Annotated in this window: 11 protein-coding genes; 5 read left to right on the forward strand and 6 right to left on the reverse strand. The window is 41.8% G+C overall.

The window, feature by feature from the left end; genetic code table 11:
* Positions 1–245 precede the first annotated feature (245 nt).
* The 3 genes from folD (at position 246) to RMY16_RS00525 (ending at position 2,958) form a co-directional block, all read left to right on the forward strand.
* Positions 246–1,133 carry a bifunctional methylenetetrahydrofolate dehydrogenase/methenyltetrahydrofolate cyclohydrolase FolD gene (gene folD, locus RMY16_RS00515; protein ID WP_322665880.1) on the forward strand — a complete coding sequence of 296 codons (888 nt, stop codon included), beginning with the start codon at positions 246–248 and terminating at the stop codon, positions 1,131–1,133.
* A 156-nt stretch (positions 1,134–1,289) separates the two neighbouring features.
* The gene (gene crtE, locus RMY16_RS00520; protein WP_322734715.1) at positions 1,290–2,222 is read left to right on the forward strand and encodes a geranylgeranyl diphosphate synthase CrtE; all 933 of its coding nucleotides are present in this window, start codon (positions 1,290–1,292) and stop codon (positions 2,220–2,222) included.
* A 280-nt stretch (positions 2,223–2,502) separates the two neighbouring features.
* A complete protein-coding gene (locus RMY16_RS00525) occupies positions 2,503–2,958 on the forward strand; it encodes a divergent PAP2 family protein (RefSeq protein WP_094350479.1) in 456 nt (151 codons plus the stop codon).
* A 291-nt stretch (positions 2,959–3,249) separates the two neighbouring features.
* Here the strand turns inward: RMY16_RS00525 and RMY16_RS00530 are convergent, their stop codons facing one another.
* The 4 genes from RMY16_RS00530 to RMY16_RS00545 all read right to left on the reverse strand — a co-directional run bounded on the left by RMY16_RS00530 (position 3,250) and on the right by RMY16_RS00545 (position 6,201).
* Positions 3,250–3,909: a hypothetical protein gene (locus RMY16_RS00530; protein ID WP_322665884.1), complete on the reverse strand. Its 660-nt coding sequence runs from the start codon at positions 3,907–3,909 to the stop codon at positions 3,250–3,252.
* A 271-nt stretch (positions 3,910–4,180) separates the two neighbouring features.
* Entirely contained in the window at positions 4,181–4,510 is a 330-nt protein-coding gene (locus tag RMY16_RS00535; protein ID WP_322734716.1) for an MgPME-cyclase complex family protein, read from the reverse strand.
* Between the two features lie 62 nt (positions 4,511–4,572).
* Positions 4,573–5,292, reverse strand: coding sequence for a SnoaL-like polyketide cyclase (locus RMY16_RS00540; RefSeq protein WP_322734717.1), 720 nt, complete (start codon positions 5,290–5,292; stop codon positions 4,573–4,575).
* Between the two features lie 183 nt (positions 5,293–5,475).
* A complete protein-coding gene (locus tag RMY16_RS00545; RefSeq protein ID WP_322734718.1) occupies positions 5,476–6,201 on the reverse strand; it encodes a pyridoxine 5'-phosphate synthase in 726 nt (241 codons plus the stop codon).
* A gap of 214 nt (positions 6,202–6,415) precedes the next feature.
* Between RMY16_RS00545 and RMY16_RS00550 the strand changes: the two genes are divergently transcribed.
* Together RMY16_RS00550 and RMY16_RS00555 are read left to right on the forward strand one after the other, a co-directional pair.
* Entirely contained in the window at positions 6,416–12,304 is a 5,889-nt protein-coding gene (locus tag RMY16_RS00550; RefSeq protein WP_322734719.1) for an AAA family ATPase, read from the forward strand.
* Between the two features lie 98 nt (positions 12,305–12,402).
* A complete protein-coding gene (locus RMY16_RS00555) occupies positions 12,403–14,298 on the forward strand; it encodes a sensor histidine kinase (protein ID WP_322734720.1) in 1,896 nt (631 codons plus the stop codon).
* Between the two features lie 149 nt (positions 14,299–14,447).
* Here the strand turns inward: RMY16_RS00555 and ilvD are convergent, their stop codons facing one another.
* Positions 14,448–16,133: a dihydroxy-acid dehydratase gene (ilvD, locus tag RMY16_RS00560; protein ID WP_322734721.1), complete on the reverse strand. Its 1,686-nt coding sequence runs from the start codon at positions 16,131–16,133 to the stop codon at positions 14,448–14,450.
* Positions 16,134–16,732: 599 nt separating this feature from the next.
* Complete coding sequence (locus tag RMY16_RS00565) at positions 16,733–17,395, reverse strand: calcium-binding protein (RefSeq protein ID WP_322734722.1); 663 nt, start codon at positions 17,393–17,395, stop codon at positions 16,733–16,735.
* Positions 17,396–17,690 lie beyond the last annotated feature (295 nt).

Raw genomic sequence — 17,690 nt, forward strand, 5'->3', positions numbered from 1 at the left:
GCGAAAGACTTACTGCAACTTATTTCTCCCTGCTCCTCTGCTCCTCTGCTCCCTCACTCCCACTCCCCCAATTCTTTATTCTTCAGATGATGCCGTTGATCTGAGAAAATAAACATTATGAATTTACTGTGAGAGAAACGCTACGACATCAAACAGCAACACAATAATAGTCGAAAGTCAAGAGTTAAAAATCAATATTTTCATTTTGGACTTTGGACAACAAGCGAACATAGCTGGGAATTTTCATGGAAACAAAAACTGCCAAACTCCTTGATGGGAAAGCAATAGCAGCAAAAATTCAGCAAGAACTTTCTGTTGCGATTACACAATTACAACCAAAAATTGGACGGCCACCTGGTTTAGCAGTGTTGATGGTTGGTGATAACCCAGCGTCAGCCGCTTATGTACGCAATAAAGAAAAAGCCTGCGCTAAAGTTGGGATCGCTTCTTTTGGTAAGCATTTTCCTACCCAAACTACCCTTGAGGAGTTAGAAGAGGTAATTGCTGCACTCAACCACGACGAAAGAGTGGATGGCATTCTTGTGCAGTTGCCCTTACCTAACCACCTGGATGCTGTAACTCTGCTACATCAAATTGATCCCGATAAAGATGCTGATGGACTGCACCCAGTTAACTTGGGGCGATTAGTGCGGGGAGAAAACGGTTTACGTAGCTGTACCCCGGCTGGTGTGATGCGCCTTTTACAAGAATATGAGATTCCTTTGCAGGGAAAACAGGCAGTAGTAGTGGGGCGCAGTATTTTGGTGGGTAAACCGATGGCGCTGATGCTATTAGAAGCTGATGCCACAGTCACGATCGCTCACTCGCGATCGCATGACCTAAAAACCATCACCCAAAATGCTGATATTCTAATTGCAGCAGTAGGTCGTCCCGGATTGATCTCTGCTGATATGGTGAAACCCGGCGCTGTTGTGGTAGATGTGGGGATGAATCGCGTCACCGATGCTAATGGCAAAAGTCGCCTTATTGGCGATGTCCATTTTGAATCAACCGCTGATGTTGCAGGATTTATCACCCCAGTTCCTGGTGGTGTTGGCCCGATGACTGTTGCCATATTGTTGGAAAATACATTTGCTAGCTATTCCAGAGCGGCAAAAGAAGAAAGAGAGTGAAAGTTAAAAGTTATTCTTAACAACTCTTAACTCCTAAATCCTGTACAGACGCGATTAATCGCGTCTCTGCTCCTAACTTTTCATTTTTTTCAGCCCCACAGCACCTTAAAATTGTGACGTATAACGCAAAAATCGCAAAATGTTAGGAATTAAAGAATGGTAGCAACTGATAACGTGCAAAAGACACCACCAGAGGAAGCCACATTTAACTTAGCAGGCTATCTAAAAGAGCGACAAAAGCTTTGTGATAATGCTTTGGATCGGGCTATCCCAGTCATTTATCCAGAAAAGATTTATGAGGCGATGCGCTACTCGTTATTAGCTGGAGGTAAGCGCATACGTCCCATTCTTTGTCTTGCCACTTGTGAAATGATGGGTGGAACCATCGAAATGGCCATGCCAACAGCTTGTGCTGTGGAGATGATCCACACAATGTCGTTGATTCATGACGACCTCCCAGCGATGGATAATGACGATTACCGCCGTGGCAAGCTGACAAATCATAAAGTCTATGGTGAAGATGTAGCGATTTTGGCTGGGGATGGCTTATTGGCTCTTGCTTTTGAGTCTGTTGCCATTCAAACCCCCCAAAGCGTTAAGAGAGAGGTAGTCTTGCAGGTTATTGCCCGTCTTGGTCGGGCGTTGGGGGCAGCTGGTTTGGTCGGCGGTCAAGTTGTCGATTTAGAGTCGGAAGGTAAATCTGATATTTCCCTAGAAACCCTAAATTTCATTCATAAACACAAAACTGCCGCCCTCTTGGAAGCTTGCGTAGTTTGTGGCGGGCTGATTGCTAATGCATCACCTGAAGATGTGCAACGACTAACCCGTTATGCTCAAAATATTGGGCTAGCATTCCAAATCATCGATGATATTTTGGATATCACTTCTACCCAAGAGCAATTAGGTAAAACAGCTGGCAAAGACCAAAAAGCCCAAAAAGTTACCTATCCCAGCCTTTGGGGACTTGAGGAATCGCGCTCAAAAGCCCAAGAACTAGTTAAAGAAGCTTGCGTGGAATTAGAACCATTTGGAGACAGAGCTAAACCACTCCAAGCGATCGCTCATTTTATTACCAGCCGTAATAATTAGTAACGCTTTAGGTAATTCGTAATTCGTAATTCCTATACCGCAAGCGTTTCATTGATTGGGAATGAGTAGTTTATTTACACCATACTGTACTACTACTGCCCAGCGAAATTAAAAATTCACTGATTCAAAATTACAAAAGCTTATCACGTAAGCTTTGAGGTTATTTTGAATCGCTGGTCTTTTTCTAACGTGATAGATTAATTTAGGAATTTTGGGTTGAATCTAAATGTTTCCTCAACCAACAACTGCTGCTAATATTTACTAACCTAACCAAAATAACATGCAGGACATAGGCAACATTTTAGACAACCGGGTGCTGCTGGTTGCTCTGGTAGCTTGTTTAATTGCTCAAGCATTAAAGCTCGTAGTTGAAATAGTCAAACATCGCAAATTGAACGTGCGTGTTTTGGTGACAACCGGAGGTATGCCCAGTGCCCATTCGGCTCTGGTTACGGCTCTAGCCGCTGGTGTAGGCCAAACACTGGGTTGGGCATCTCCTGATTTTGCCGTTGCGATCGTTTTTGCCATCATTGTCATGTATGATGCAGCCGGAGTTCGTCAAGCGGCTGGTAAGCAAGCTCGTATTCTCAATCAAATGATTGATGAATTATTCCATGAAAAACCAGACTTTAGCCAAGACCGTCTGAAAGAATTACTCGGACATACACCAGTTCAGGTAATCGCTGGGTCGGCTTTGGGTATAACCATCTATTGGTTGGCTAGGTCTGCTTATTGAACTAGGGCAATAAATCTTTGTTTGAGCGGCTATTGATAATTAGTAATTGGTAATTTGTCAATCAAATTTGGATTTTGGATTTTAGATTTATCCCATGAATAAATTCAGGGGATTAAGAATGAAAGGATTTGTTCCAAATAACTTGTTTTTCACAGAGCGAGTATAAATATATTCGCTGAAAACCCTTTTAAATTTTGAATTTAAAATCCAAAATTTAAAATCCAAAATTAGGTCAATTGACAAATTACCAATCTGGTAGATCGCATCAAGATGCCAGTGAAGTTAATATTACTAAAACCGCACAGTCGAGCGCAGTAGAATCACCTTACGACTATCTACTAGGCTGGCAACGAAACCGCCATTGTTTAGCTTTTGCAATGTATTATAAGCTTCAGTTTGGTTAGTGGTATAAACTGCTAGCAGGTAAGGGCGTTGTCCATAAGAAACAAAACCGACGTTACCTCCGACTACTTGCTGCACATTATTTACTAATTCTGGACGGTTGTAATAATCTACCAGTACTGCATAACCTTCTCCTAATGCTTGAGGATTATAGCTGACTGTCTGCTGAGGTGGTTTTGGCTGTGACTGTGGCTGCGGCTGCACATCTGCCGTTGTTGTTGGCCGAGTGGTAATTATGGCAGACAAGCCAACAATATTGCTGACATATCTTGCCCAACGATTGGCATCGTCAATTTTATTAAAACCCCCGACTCGCGTCACGGTTTCGTTGAGATATTTGCAGGTGATAGTTTTAAGTTCGGGTGGTAAGGCACTACGTAACTGCTTTTGATTATTTGCTGTGGGACTGACTACTAATAAAAGATACTCACCCGCATTTGGTGGTTGACAAGAGGGAATGGTTTTTTGAGCAAGTACAGAACTCATACCACCAATCAACCCTACAATCGCTAATCCTAAAACACTTGGTAAATTCTGAAATCTATGCACAAAAGTTAGATTATGTAAATTAAGGTGTCTTAGAAGATTTTATAAGAAAAAAGCTGAAAACCTAGCTACTTCAGTATGGTGATGAAATATGTGTCAAAAAATATATTTTGTTACTCAAAAATAAAATTAGGGAATGGGGAAGAGGCAGAGGGGCAAGGGAGCAGGGGAGCAGAGGAGACAAGGGTACAAGGGGGAATTATTGAACAACTCTCTCCCTGTCTCCTCTATCTTCCTTGTCTTTTTTCCATGCCCAATGTCCAATGCCCTATGCCTAAGATACGGTAACTAACGATGCTAAAGCATCTGGTATTGCCTCAGAAGGAGCCTGAAATTCGCCAGTAATAACGTACTCTAAACGCAGTTTTAACCAAGTAATAAATTGAGGATTTGTAGAAATAATGGCTACTGCTGGTTGGGGACACTTTGCTTTTAGCTCTTTAAACTGCGGTGTTTCCAAGAAAGCTGGTTGCTCAACCAACCAAAAATCTATTTGTTTTTCTTGTTCGTGGTAGTTACGGGTGCGTTCATTGAGAACTTCGTGTATCGGTTCTTCTTCGAGAAGAAAGCGGTGACTTGCCAAAACGTAATGGTATGTTTGCATTTTCATCCTTTGCTTGCTATGTGAATAATTTCAGGGCACAGTGACTCTGTACCCTGACAAAACTAACTTTTCTGGGATTTCTTGAACCAAGAACTGAACGGACAAGCACTTTTTTGGTTTTCAGATTTTGTCTGTTTGCCACCAGATGTTAGCTTTTCCAAAAACAGATTATTGTCGAAGTAATGTTCTAAGGAAATAATCTTCAAGTCATCGGTAACTTTGGCAATGGTCATGCCAATAATTTCTAGCGTCTCTCCAGTAGGTGCATGGTCTTTGTATTCTCCGTTAAAATGTCCCCAATGCCGCCATTTAAATGTTACATTCGGCGGCCCTGAGAAAACTTCCAGTACTTCCCAAGGAAATCCTTGGGGAAATGTTGTGTGGAAGAGTTTTGCGGATGATTCAAAACTTTCTTCTGAAGCTTTGTAATGTTCTGAATCAGCCATAAATAAATTGTAAGTACCTTGGGCTGATAAATCTGCTGCGGTATACTCTGCTCCGCCATTGGTACTTACGCGAAAGTTGTCATTCACAATAGATAACCACTCTTGCGGGTTAGCTTTGAAAGATACCTCCATCTCGAAGGTTCTTACTAAGTTTTGCACGATCGCTTCCAGTGTGCCTTCAAGATGATTGTAGGTACTTTCTTTCGCAAGATTCTCATTTGAACGGGAATAATCAGGCGGTGTCTGATAGCGCCACTCGACATCAGTGCTTTCTGCTATCACCTTATCTCTATTCTGTACCCAAAGTGGCAGGTTGTTAGATTGTGTTGCGCTCATAGAAGTTTTTGCTGAAGATTTGATCCCAATTTCTAGATTTCGCAGTGACAACCCCTCTTTCTAAGATGCGGAGTGGGCGGGGAGAGGGAGCAGGGGAGCTAGGGAGCAGGGGAGCAGTTGCAGTAAGTTATTCCCCTCTGCCCCTCTGCCCCTCTGCCCCTCTGCCCCTCTGCCTCTTGTGCCCTATGCCCCATTCCCCCTTATAGCTTGCTTCATCTCGCGGACTGCCCTTTCCATACCTACTAATGCTGCCCGACTGATGATGGTATGACCAATGTTCAGTTCTTCCATGCCTGGAAGCGCAGCCACTGGATAGACGTTCCAGTAGGTGAGTCCATGACCAGCGTTGACTCGTAATCCGGCTTGAATTGCTTGTTCACAACCTTTAGCTAATATGGCTAATTCTCGCTGGCGATTTGTTTCATCTTTAGCCTCAGCATATTGTCCGGTGTGCAATTCAACAAACTGCGCCTGTGTCTTGACAGATGCTTCAATTTGTGCTGGTTCGGCATCGATAAATAAACTAACTGGAATGCTAGCGCTTTGCAATTTATCGACGATTTTACCTATTCTAGCAATTTGGAGGGCAATATCTAGTCCGCCTTCTGTTGTCACTTCTTCGCGCTTTTCGGGGACTAAAGTCACGTAATCTGGTTTGATATCGAGAGCGATCGCGAGCATTTCATCTGTAGCGGCCATTTCTAAATTAAGATGCGATCGCACTGTTTGCCGCAATATCCGCACATCCCGATCTTGGATATGTCGCCGATCTTCACGCAGATGCACCGTAATTCCATCTGCACCTGCTAATTCTGCCAGTACCGCCGCCGCTACTGGGTCTGGTTCCACTGTCCGCCGGGCTTGCCGGATAGTGGCGATGTGGTCAATGTTAACGCCAAGTGTAGGCACCCCAAGTTTCTCCCAAATCCACAGTCTTTAGAACTTGATTTTACCGGAAATAGCGGTAGTTTTGCTTAATAAGCTACAGACAGATTACACACGTAAAATGCGATGCCGACAACGGGCTTTTCGGTGTCGCCCAAAAGAAAACTAAGTTAGCAAAAGCTTATCCTTGGGCAAACTACTTTAAATAAGTAGCTGATTTCACAAGAGTTGATGAAGTATGAATACAGCAGTTGAGCCGATGGACAAGCTTTTGAACTATCAAATTAGCGAACAACTTTATGCAGGCTCTAGAACCTTAGTTTACCGTGCTATTCGAGAGGCGGATCGACTTCCGGTTGTGATTAAACTGCTCCAGCAAGAGTATCCTACCTTCAATGAACTGCTGCTGTTCCGTAATCAGTACACTATTGCTAAAAATCTTGATCTACCCGGTATTGTTCGTCCCTACAGTCTGGAACCTTACCGCAACAGCTATGCTTTGGTGATGGAGGATTTTGGTGGCATTTCTCTGAGAGATTGGCTCAATCAAAAAATGGCGAGCAACCAATATACTTTGACAGAGTTCTTGGATATTGTGATCGCTCTGAGCAATATTCTTGACGGACTCTATCGCCATCGGGTTATCCATAAAGATATTAAGCCTGCTAACATCCTCATCAACCCGGAAACTAAGCAAGTCAAGTTGATTGACTTTAGTATTGCCTCGCTTTTACCTAGAGAAACCCGCGAAATTCACAGTCCTAACGTTTTAGAAGGTACTCTCGCTTACCTTTCGCCCGAACAAACCGGACGGATGAATCGCGGAATTGACTATCGCAGTGATTACTATTCCCTCGGCGCTACCTTCTATGAATTGCTGGCTGGACATCTACCCTTTGAGTCTAACGATCCGATGGAGTTGGTTCACTGTCATATTGCCAAGCAACCAGAGCAATTAGGAGCCAGGAGGGAAGAAGAAATTCCCGAAGCTCTTTGTGAGATTGTAATGAAGTTGATGGCGAAAAATGCTGAAGACCGCTATCAGAGTGCATTAGGGCTGAAATTTGATTTAGAAAAATGTTTGTCTCAATTACAGGAAATTGGCTCAATTAAATCTTTTCAATTAGGTGAACGAGATATTTGCGATCGCTTTATCATCCCAGAAAAACTTTACGGTCGCCAAGCTGAAGTTGAAAGCTTGCTGGATGCCTTTGAGAGAGTCAGCCAAGGAAGCAGCGAAATTATGTTGGTAGCAGGCTTCTCTGGTATTGGCAAAACTGCTGTGGTGAACGAAGTCCACAAGCCAATTGTGCGACAACGGGGTTATTTCATTAAAGGTAAATTTGACCAGTTTCAGCGCAACATTCCTTTCTCTGCCTTTGTGCAAGCTTTTCGAGACTTAATCGGGCAACTGCTGAGTGAAACTGACGCCCAATTCGAGCAATGGAAGCGCAAAATTCTTTCTGCTTTGGGTGAGAACGGACAAGTAATGATTGAGGTGATTCCAGAACTGGAAAGTATGATTGGTAAACAGCCTGCTGCGCCAGAACTCTCTGGTAGTGCGGCACAGAATCGCTTCAATTCGCTGTTTTTGAAATTCACTCAAGTCTTCACTGCATCAGAACATCCATTGGCGATCTTTATTGACGATCTGCAATGGGCAGATTCTGCTTCTTTAAAGTTAATGCACTTGTTAATGAGCGAAGCTGACATCCGCTATCTACTGTTAATTGGTGCTTATCGAGATAATGAAGTCAACCCAGTACATCCGCTGATGCTGACTTTGGAAGAGATTCAGAAATTAGATGCCACAGTCAATACAATTACCTTATTACCTCTCGATCGGGTTTCTATTAATCATTTGGTTGCAGATACATTGAGTTGCTCTTTAGCTTTAGCCACACCTTTAACAGAATTAGTATTGAGCAAAACTAAAGGTAATCCTTTCTTCAGCACCCAGTTTCTCAAAGCGCTACATCAAGATCAACTAATTACATTTAATTTTAATGGTAGTTATTGGGAATGTGACATTGCTCAGGTGCGATCGCTCGCTCTTACCGATGATGTAGTAGAGTTCATGGCAATTCAACTTCAGAAGTTGTCAATAGCAACTCAAGAAGTTTTGAAGTTAGCAGCTTGTGTAGGAAACCAATTTGATTTAGAGACATTAGCGATCGTCCATGAAAAATCTCAGTTGGAAACAGCCACAAATTTTTGGAAAGCTGTACAAGATGGGTTGATTATTCCTACAAATGAGGTTTATAAGTTCTACCATGATGAGTCTGAATTTATAATTCAGAATTCAGAATTTCAGCAATATAATTCTCCGGAATCTTGCTCTTACAGATTTCTTCATGACCGTGTTCAGCAAGCGGCCTATTCTCTTATCCCTGAATCTCAACGAAAAGCTACTCATTTCAAGATTGGGCAATTACTGTTAAACAATACATCACCTGAAGCGCTTGAAACCAGTATTTTTGACATTGTTAATCAGCTAAATGAGGGAATTGACATAATTGATGAACAATCCCAAAAATATGAACTTGCTCAACTAAATCTAATTGCTGGTAAAAAAGCAAAAGCTTCTACTGCTTATAGAGCAGCCCTAAAATATTTCACTTTAGGCAGAGGATTGTTAATAGAGGAAAGCTGGATAAATAATTATAAAATTACCTTTGAGTTACATCGAGAATCCGCAGAATGTGAATATCTTACTGGCAGCTTTGACCAAGCTGAAAAATTATTTGATATAGCGTTATCTCAAAGCCAAGATAGGTTTGAGCAAGTAGAGATTTATAGGATTCAGATGTATCTGAAAATGACTCAGGGTGAAAATATAGCAGCTAGTATTCAAGCTGGGGTAAAAGGTTTGAGCATTATGGGGATGCATCTGCCAGTCACTTCTGAAGAACAGCAACCTGCTATCGAAACTGAACTTCAAGAATTAAAAGCTAAACTGCAAACGGTTCGTATATCAGATTTATTCGATCTGCCTGAGATGACAGATCGAGATAAAAAGGTTTGTATGGGTATTTTAGCTGACCTTTGGGCAGCAGCTTATATGGGAGGAGATCAATATCTCAGTTGCTTGGCTTCTCTATTAATGATCGGTTTCTCGTTGAAATATGGCAATGCAGAAAGCTCTGGTTTTGCTTACTGTATATATGGGATGAGTCTGGCAAATCAAGGAAATTATCAAACTGCTTATGAGTTCGGTACATTAGCACTAAAACTCGATCGTTACTTTAATAGTACTCAATTTATTTTTAAGACCAATAATATCTTTGCACACACGATTAATCCCTATAATCAGCATTTTAAAACGAATTTGCCACTTTCTCAGGAATCATTCCAAGTCTGTCAAGAAACTGGAAATTTGGTGTTTGGTGTTTGGGCGGTTTCGTTTTTGATTTGGGCAATGTTAATAAAAGGCGATCGCCTCTCAGATGTTTACGCGGAAACTGAAAAATATCTGAGTTATGTCAAACAGGTTAATGATGCCAATATGCTGTATGCATTTACTTTACAGAGGCAGTTCTTATTGAATTTGCAAGATAGATCTAAAAACACCGATTTATTAGATGATCGCAATAACGAAGATATTCCTTATATCGAAGTTTGGAGACAGAAGAATAACTTTGAACATGGAATTAATTGGTACTGCTTTCTCAAAATCCAGTTATCATACCTTTATGGTCGCTACGCAGATGCTGTGCAAGCAGCAGCAGAAGCTGAAAAAACGCTTGCTTGTAACTCTGGTTTCTTCCCAATTATTCAGTATCATTTCTATTATCCACTCAGCTTGATAGCTCTCTATCCCAATGTGACATTAGAGAAGAAAAAGCAGTATTGGGCCATTATTCAAGAGCATCAACAAATTCAGAAAACCTGGGCGAATAGTTGTCCAGACAACTTTCTACATCGATATCTCTTGTTATCTGCTGAAATAGCAAGAATTTCTGGCAAGTATATGGATGCAATCGAGTCATACGATCGCGCCATTGCTAAAGCTAAAGAAAATGAATACGTAAACGAAGAAGCTCTCGCCAACGAACTTGCAGCCAAGTTCTATTTAGAATGGGGCAAAGAACGCATTGCTCAAGAGTATTTGATTAATGCTTACTATTGCTACACCCGCTGGGATGCTAAAGCCAAAGTCGATGACTTAGAACAGCGTTATCCACAACTGCTAGCCCCAATTTTACAACAGAAGCGTTCACTACTCACACCCAATGAGACGTTCGCCAATATTGACAGCATTGCTACCTTCCATCCAAGCATTCATAAATCAGTAACTTCTAGCAGCAATACATCAGTAATGCTAGATTTGGCAACAGTTTTAAAAGCCTCTCAGACTCTCTCCAGTGAAATTGAACTTGATAAATTACTTACGAAGCTGCTGCAAGTGGTGATTGAAAATGCTGGGGCAGATAAGTGTGCGTTACTACTACTTAAAGAAGGTAGATTGGTAGTTGAGGCGACTACTCAAGTTGGGCAGCAATCAACGGTGTTACAGTCCATTTTTGTGGAAGATAGTGCAGACGTTCCTCATAGCCTAATTTACGCCGTCAAACGCAGCCTGGAACCTACTGTTATCTTTGATACAGCATTGCATCCGGCGTTAATAGCCGATCCCTATATTATTCGTCAGCAACCCAAAAGTTTGCTGTGTACACCAATTTTTTATCAAGGGAAACTCTTAGGGATTTTATATTTAGAAAACAATCTGATGAGTGGAGCGTTTACTAGCGATCGCGTCGAAATTCTCAATCTATTATGCACTCAAGCTGCAATCTCCCTAGAAAATGCCCGACTTTATCAGCAAGCACAAAATACTCTAGAAAACCTGGGACAGACTGAACAATTTTTGCGGTTAATTATCGAAAATATTCCCCAGTCTGTTTTCTGGAAAGACTGCAATAGTGTTTATTTAGGCTGTAACCATAACTTTACGCAAACTTGGGGTTTAGGAGTGCCAGAAAATGTTATTGGTAAAACAGATTACGACCTTCCCTGGACTAGTGAGCAATCAGATTTTTTTGTAGCGCGCGATCGCCGCATCATTGAGTCTGGGGAAGCGGAACTCAACATTATCGAAACTGTACAGCAAGCAGATGGAAAACAAAAGTGGTCTAATACAAATAAAATTCCTCTAAAAGATAGGGAAGGAAACGTTTTTGGCATCCTTAGTACATCTGAAGACATCACCGAACGCCAGCAAGCACAACAATTGCTACAACAGCAAAAACGACAATTAGAAGAAGCATTGCAAGAACTCCAAACGATGCAATTGCAATTAGTTCAAGGTGAAAAAATGTCTGCCCTTGGTAATTTGGTGGCAGGTGTTGCCCATGAAATAAACAATCCTGTGGGCTTTATTGCTGGTAATATTGAACCAGCCAAAGATTATGTTAAAGATTTGTTTGGACTAATTAATCTTTATCAACAAAAGTTTCCCAATCCCGGTTTAGATATTCAAGACGAAATTGATGCCATCGACCTGAATTATTTACGCGAAGATTTGCCTAAGTTGCTGGACTCGATGAAATTGGGTGTTCACCGTATCCGCAGTATCAGTAACAGTTTGCGAACCTTCTCCAGAGCAGACAAGGATTATAAAGTTCCTTTTGATATTCACGAAGGCATTGACAGCACTATTCTGATTCTCAGACACCGTTTAAAAGCTAATGAAAACCGTCCAGGAATTGAGGTAGTAAAGAATTATGGCAAGCTACCACTAGTGGAATGCTTTGCTGGACAACTTAATCAGGTGTTTATGAACTTGTTAGCAAATGCCATTGATGCACTTGAACAATATAATACAGAACGGAGTTTGGAAGCGATTCTTGCTAACCCCAATTGCATCACCATTCAAACTTGTGTAGGAGACTCAGGTCAGAATATTTTGATTAAGATTGCTGATAATGGCGTGGGGATGTCACCAGAGGTCAAACAAAAAGTATTTGACCATTTGTTCACCACCAAACCTGTCGGAAAAGGCACTGGATTAGGATTAGCGATCGCTCGTCAAATTGTGGTAGAAGCACATGGTGGTTCACTCTCTTGCACTTCCGAACTTGGAAAAGGCACAGAGTTTGTCATTGAAATCTCTACTCAACAACAATAATTAGTGCTGAGTGCTGAGTGCTAAGTGCTGAGTAATTTCTACTTTACTCGGCACTTTTCCTTTTTGCTTTTTAAATTTTAGGTTGGAGGAAAGTGACGATGATGCTTAAATTGCGGAAACTCTGGTTGAAAATAAATTCCCGATGGAGTACCAAAATCAACAAAAAATACTACTCATTTAAATGGCGATCGCAAAACTTAGTATTATTATCAATTGTGGTAATTTTATCTATTAGCATTAGCGCCACAGCTATCACTAGTTACAAGATTGTTAAGGGATTGCTGCTTGATAGTCTTAGGGAGCAAGCACTGTTAAAAACACTGCAAGGTGAGGATGATATTGATAACTGGTTAGCCATTCGTAAGACAGAAATTAAGACTTTGGCAAATTCTGCTGTGGTGCGATCGCTAGATTGGTCTGTGATGGAACCTTACTTGCAATCTGAAGTGAAGCGGCTGCAAACGTTTTTGCTCATGGCATTAAGCATACCAGATGGTACATTAATCAATACTCACCAAGATCATCTCAATGTTAAAGACCGAGAATTTTTTCAGCGGAGTATGGCGGGTGAAACAGTAGCAGCCGATCCAATTATTGGACGTACAACTAAACAGTTACAGATTCAAATTAGTACTCCGATTCCTGCCGAAACAGGCATAAAGCCAGCAGGTGTATTAATGGGAGGAATTCCAATTAATCGGGTAGTTGAAGTTATTAGCAATTTACATCAAGGTAAGGGCAGCTATGCCTTTGCCCTGAATTCTCAAGGAGTTCCCATTGCTCATCGCAATACAGAACTAATTGGTACACCCGAAAAAGCTGCCGAGAGTTTCCTCAACTCACGCAATCCAAAATTAGTTGAAATTACCCAAAAAATGGTAGCTAAACGCACAAATATTGAATTGGTTCAACTTAATGGTAAATGGAGCTATGTTGCTTACGCTCCTCTGAGAGAGGCAAATTGGTCAGTAGCGTTAATAGTGCCAAAAGAAAATATTGAATCGCCATTACAGGCGTTGAACCTGTTGGCTACAGTTTTGGGAGGATTGCTATTGGTTGGGTTGATTAGTGCATGGCGACAAGTGCAACTATATGAACAGATTCGCGATCGCGCCTTGATTTCTAGCCAGCAGGCGCAACAACTCAGCAAAACGCTGAAAGAATTGCAAAATACCCAAGCTCAACTTATCCACACCGAAAAAATGTCTAGCTTGGGACAATTGGTTGCTGGAGTGGCACATGAAATCAATAATCCTGCCAATTTTATTCATGCCAATCTCAACCATGCAAGCGTTTACAGCCAAGACATCCTCGATTTACTCAAGCTTTATCAACAAACCTACCCAAATCCTACGCCAGAAATTAGCGATCGCATCCAAGACCTTGATATTGAGTTTCTAGCAGAAGATTTACCCAAATTAATGGCATCAATGCAAGTAGGAACCAAACGCATTCGTCAGATTGTATTGTCGCTGCGTAATTTTTCACGGCTTGATGAAGCAGAAATGAAATTTGTAGATATTAATGAAGGATTAGACAACACTCTGATGATTCTGAATCATCGCCTGACAGCCACACCTAATCAACCAGAAATTCAGATCGTTAAAAAGTACGGTGATTTGCCTCTAGTAGAATGCTATGCAGGGCAACTAAATCAGGTGTTTATGAATGTTCTAGTGAATGCAATTGATGCTGTAGAAGAGTCATTGTTAGTAAACAATGAAGGACAAATTGACATTCAGACTGAACTCACTGATGAGAAACAAGTGATTATTCAGATTTCCGATAATGGTATTGGGATGTCAGAAGAGGTGAAACAACGAGTATTTGACTATATGTTTACTACTAAACCTGTGGGTAAAGGAATCGGATTAGGAATGGCGATCGCTTATCAAATTGTCGTAGATAAACATCGAGGAACTATTAAAGTTGATTCAATCCCAGGATATGGAACAGAGTTTACCATCGTTATTCCTTTAACAAGTAACAAGTAAAAATTACTGATAATATCTAAGAGCGCCATCCATTTGTTCACGACTGTAATAGGCAGCTTGGAGATTTCTCACTGAGCACTTTCTATGAATTAGGAAGCCTACACCGACCTGATGATACAGTGTAGGTGCTTCAAATAATGTCAGGTTAACTAAAACAAGTCCAAATCTGTTACAGCACCAATACTGCTAGAAGATACCAATTTGGCATATTTCGCCAACACGCCTTTAGTGTAACGCGGAGCCGGAGGTTGCCAGTTGGCACGACGACGGGCCAGTTCTTCTTCGGATATATTCAACTGCAATAAACGAGCGGGTGCATCAATAGTAATACTATCGCCTTCTTCTACAAGCGCGATCGCCCCACCAACTGCCGCTTCTGGAGCAACGTGACCAACCACCATGCCGTAAGTACCGCCAGAAAAACGTCCGTCGGTAATTAATCCCACCGCATCACCCAAACCAGCTCCGATAATTGCCGAAGTGGGAGCCAACATTTCTCGCATTCCAGGGCCACCTTTAGGCCCTTCATAGCGGATTATGAGAATATCACCAGCTTGAATCTTACCAGCCAAAATTGCATCTAAAGAGGCTTCTTCTGATTCAAATACTCGTGCAGGCCCAGTAATTACTGGTTTTTTCACCCCAGTAATTTTGGCGACAGCCCCTTCCGTTGCCAAATTACCTCTGAGGATAGCTAAATGTCCTTGAGGATACATCGGGTTATTCCAAGTCCGAATCACATCTTGATTGGCAGATGGTTCTTCTGGTATATCTGCTAATATCTCTGCAATGGTTTGACCGCTGATGGTGAGGCTATCACCGTGTAATAAATCATGCACAAGTAGCATTTTCATTACTTGCGGAATGCCACCAGCTTTGTGCAAATCTGTAGCGACATATTTACCACTTGGTTTCAAATCACACAAAACGGGAACGCGGGCGCGGATAGTTTCAAAGTCGTCTATGGTTAACTCTACATCAGCGGCGTGAGCGATCGCTAAAAAGTGCAGCACTGCATTGGTCGAACCACCCACCGCCATAATCACAGAGATGGCATTCTCTATAGATTTGCGGGTGATAATTTGACGAGGCAAGATTTGTTTACGAATGGCTTCGACTAACACAAATGCTGATTTTTCCGTGCTGTCGGCTTTTTCGGCATCTTCCGCCGCCATTGTCGAAGAATAGGGTAAACTCATCCCCAGCGCTTCAAATGCTGAAGACATGGTGTTAGCTGTGAACATTCCCCCACAGGAACCAGCACCCGGACAAGCCCGACCTTCAACTTCTAATAATTCTTTTTCGTCTATTTTTCCAGCACTGTATTGACCAACAGCTTCAAAAGAACTGACAACAGTTAAATCGCGTCCGTTGTAGTGGCCGGGTTTAATTGTGCCACCGTAAACAAAGATAGCCGGGATATTCATCCGGGCCATTGCAATCATTGCCCCTGGCATATTTTTATCACAACCGCCAATCGCCAGCACACCATCCATACTTTGTCCAGTACAGGCGGTTTCAATGGAATCAGCAATCACTTCCCGCGACACTAAGGAATATTTCATCCCTTCAGTTCCCATCGAAATCCCATCGCTAATGGTAATGGTGCCGAACACTTGCGGCATCGCCCCAGCAGTTTTAATACCAACTTCTGCCCTTTGTGCCAGTTGATTGATTCCCATATTACAGGGAGTGATCGTACTATAGCCATTGGCAATACCGACAATGGCTTTGTTGAAATCTTCATCTTTAAAACCAACTGCACGCAGCATAGCTCGATTAGGCGATCGCTGCACTCCTTGCGTCACTACTTGGCTTCTCAAATTCTCCGACATCTTTTTTCCTTCCGTGCCATCATCGCAACTGTTGCGATTGTATTACCTGATGATTTTCTCATGCCTGGGCGGTGCGATCGAATATGAGTAATTCTCTATGTTTCACCGTGTCTTTTGGTCAGCCCTAATTAGAATAAATCTTCATCTAAACGTTTGTGTAAAATAGGGATGATTTTTGTATGTTAGACATCTAGAGTGCCGGAAATAAATACTAGTATAGAATTGCGTAAAAAAACATACCATTTCAAATAGCGCAAGAGCTTGGAATACAATTCTTTTGACTTTTGACTTCCGCTTTGCGGTACTAGGGATAGCGATATGGATTTAAATATGAAAAAAAGTCATTGCCCCAAGCTGAGGCTCTGACTTTCCAACGTTTATAGCTTAGTATATTGATATTGATTCCGATGCAAAGTTGAAGACACTCTAACTTTGCACTAGAGTTATTCTTCAAAATTATATCTGCCTTGAAAATAGTGACTAGGGACTGAGGACTGGGAAAAAGATATTTTCATTCTCTAGTGCCTTCTGCCTTCTCCCAAGGGGAGACGCTAAAAGCGATCTGCCTGCTGCCTTATTTTCAAGGCAGGAATATTAAATTAAAGAATGAGGTCACTTGACACTACTTGTGGTGCTCCTATAAGCCGAATTTGAAACTCAGCCGACCGATCCCCATCAATGCTACCTTCGAGAATACCTCCTGAATAACGGATTTGGCCGGGTGCGGAGAATTGGGCACTCCCAATAAAAGTGAAAGCTTGGTTGCCCCCAATAGTGGAGTTGGCATCGATAGTAAATAGATCAATTCGATCGCCTGCCAAGCTACCATTTCCACGAAAGTCAGCGATTATGTCGCGTGACGAAAGTGGACTATCAGAAATTGAGTTGTACTTGAAAGTATCATTACCCGATCCTCCAGTGAGAATATCATTTCCACTACCACCGGTCAGGACATCATTTCCATCACCGCCGATAAGATTATCACTCCCAGTACCGCCAGTGAGGATATCGTTGCCAGTACCCCCATTCAGCCTATCGTTGCCACCACCACCGTTAAGAGTATCGTTACCTGCATTACCAAAGAGGCTATCATTGCCATTACCAGCGTTAAGTAAACTGTTGCCACTACCACCTATAAGGGTACCGTTGCCACCACTAACATTAACGTTATCGCTCTGACCATTATTGCTACTACTGCTACTGCTACTAGAGCTGGCTCTAACACTGCCGCTACCGGAAGAAATTGATATTGAAGTTGCCATTGATGAGTTTCTCCTAAACTTAGAGGGGGAAAAAATTACGTCTTTACTTCCCCATTATAAAACGGCATTGCTGATTAAGAGTATGAATTTGATTTCCTTCAAATGCATAAAGTAAACAATTTCAAACATGGAATTTGGGGATTCTATACTTTCATTCAGTAATGTTGACAAAACTAGGTCAAAAGATCAAGAGTCCGAATATATTCTTGAATAAAGCTGATTGGAACAGGTCTTTAGTATTAAGTTTGAATATTTGAGAATATTTGAGAATATTTAAGAAGTACTAGATGTATTT

Origin of the sequence: Nostoc sp. DedQUE12b (assembly GCF_034530835.1) — a bacterium.
Lineage (GTDB): Bacteria > Cyanobacteriota > Cyanobacteriia > Cyanobacteriales > Nostocaceae > Nostoc.

What these genes read in the sequence shown, in the direction of transcription:
- RMY16_RS00565 (WP_322734722.1), bottom strand. Translation starts at nt 17,395, where the DNA reads ATGGCAACTTCAATATCAATTTCTTCCGGTAGCGGCAGTGTTAGAGCC.
- ilvD (WP_322734721.1), bottom strand. Translation starts at nt 16,133, where the DNA reads ATGTCGGAGAATTTGAGAAGCCAAGTAGTGACGCAAGGAGTGCAGCGA.
- RMY16_RS00540 (WP_322734717.1), bottom strand. Translation starts at nt 5,292, where the DNA reads ATGAGCGCAACACAATCTAACAACCTGCCACTTTGGGTACAGAATAGA.
- folD (WP_322665880.1), top strand. Translation starts at nt 246, where the DNA reads ATGGAAACAAAAACTGCCAAACTCCTTGATGGGAAAGCAATAGCAGCA.
- crtE (WP_322734715.1), top strand. Translation starts at nt 1,290, where the DNA reads ATGGTAGCAACTGATAACGTGCAAAAGACACCACCAGAGGAAGCCACA.
- RMY16_RS00550 (WP_322734719.1), top strand. Translation starts at nt 6,416, where the DNA reads ATGAATACAGCAGTTGAGCCGATGGACAAGCTTTTGAACTATCAAATT.
- RMY16_RS00555 (WP_322734720.1), top strand. Translation starts at nt 12,403, where the DNA reads ATGATGCTTAAATTGCGGAAACTCTGGTTGAAAATAAATTCCCGATGG.
- RMY16_RS00525 (WP_094350479.1), top strand. Translation starts at nt 2,503, where the DNA reads ATGCAGGACATAGGCAACATTTTAGACAACCGGGTGCTGCTGGTTGCT.
- RMY16_RS00535 (WP_322734716.1), bottom strand. Translation starts at nt 4,510, where the DNA reads ATGCAAACATACCATTACGTTTTGGCAAGTCACCGCTTTCTTCTCGAA.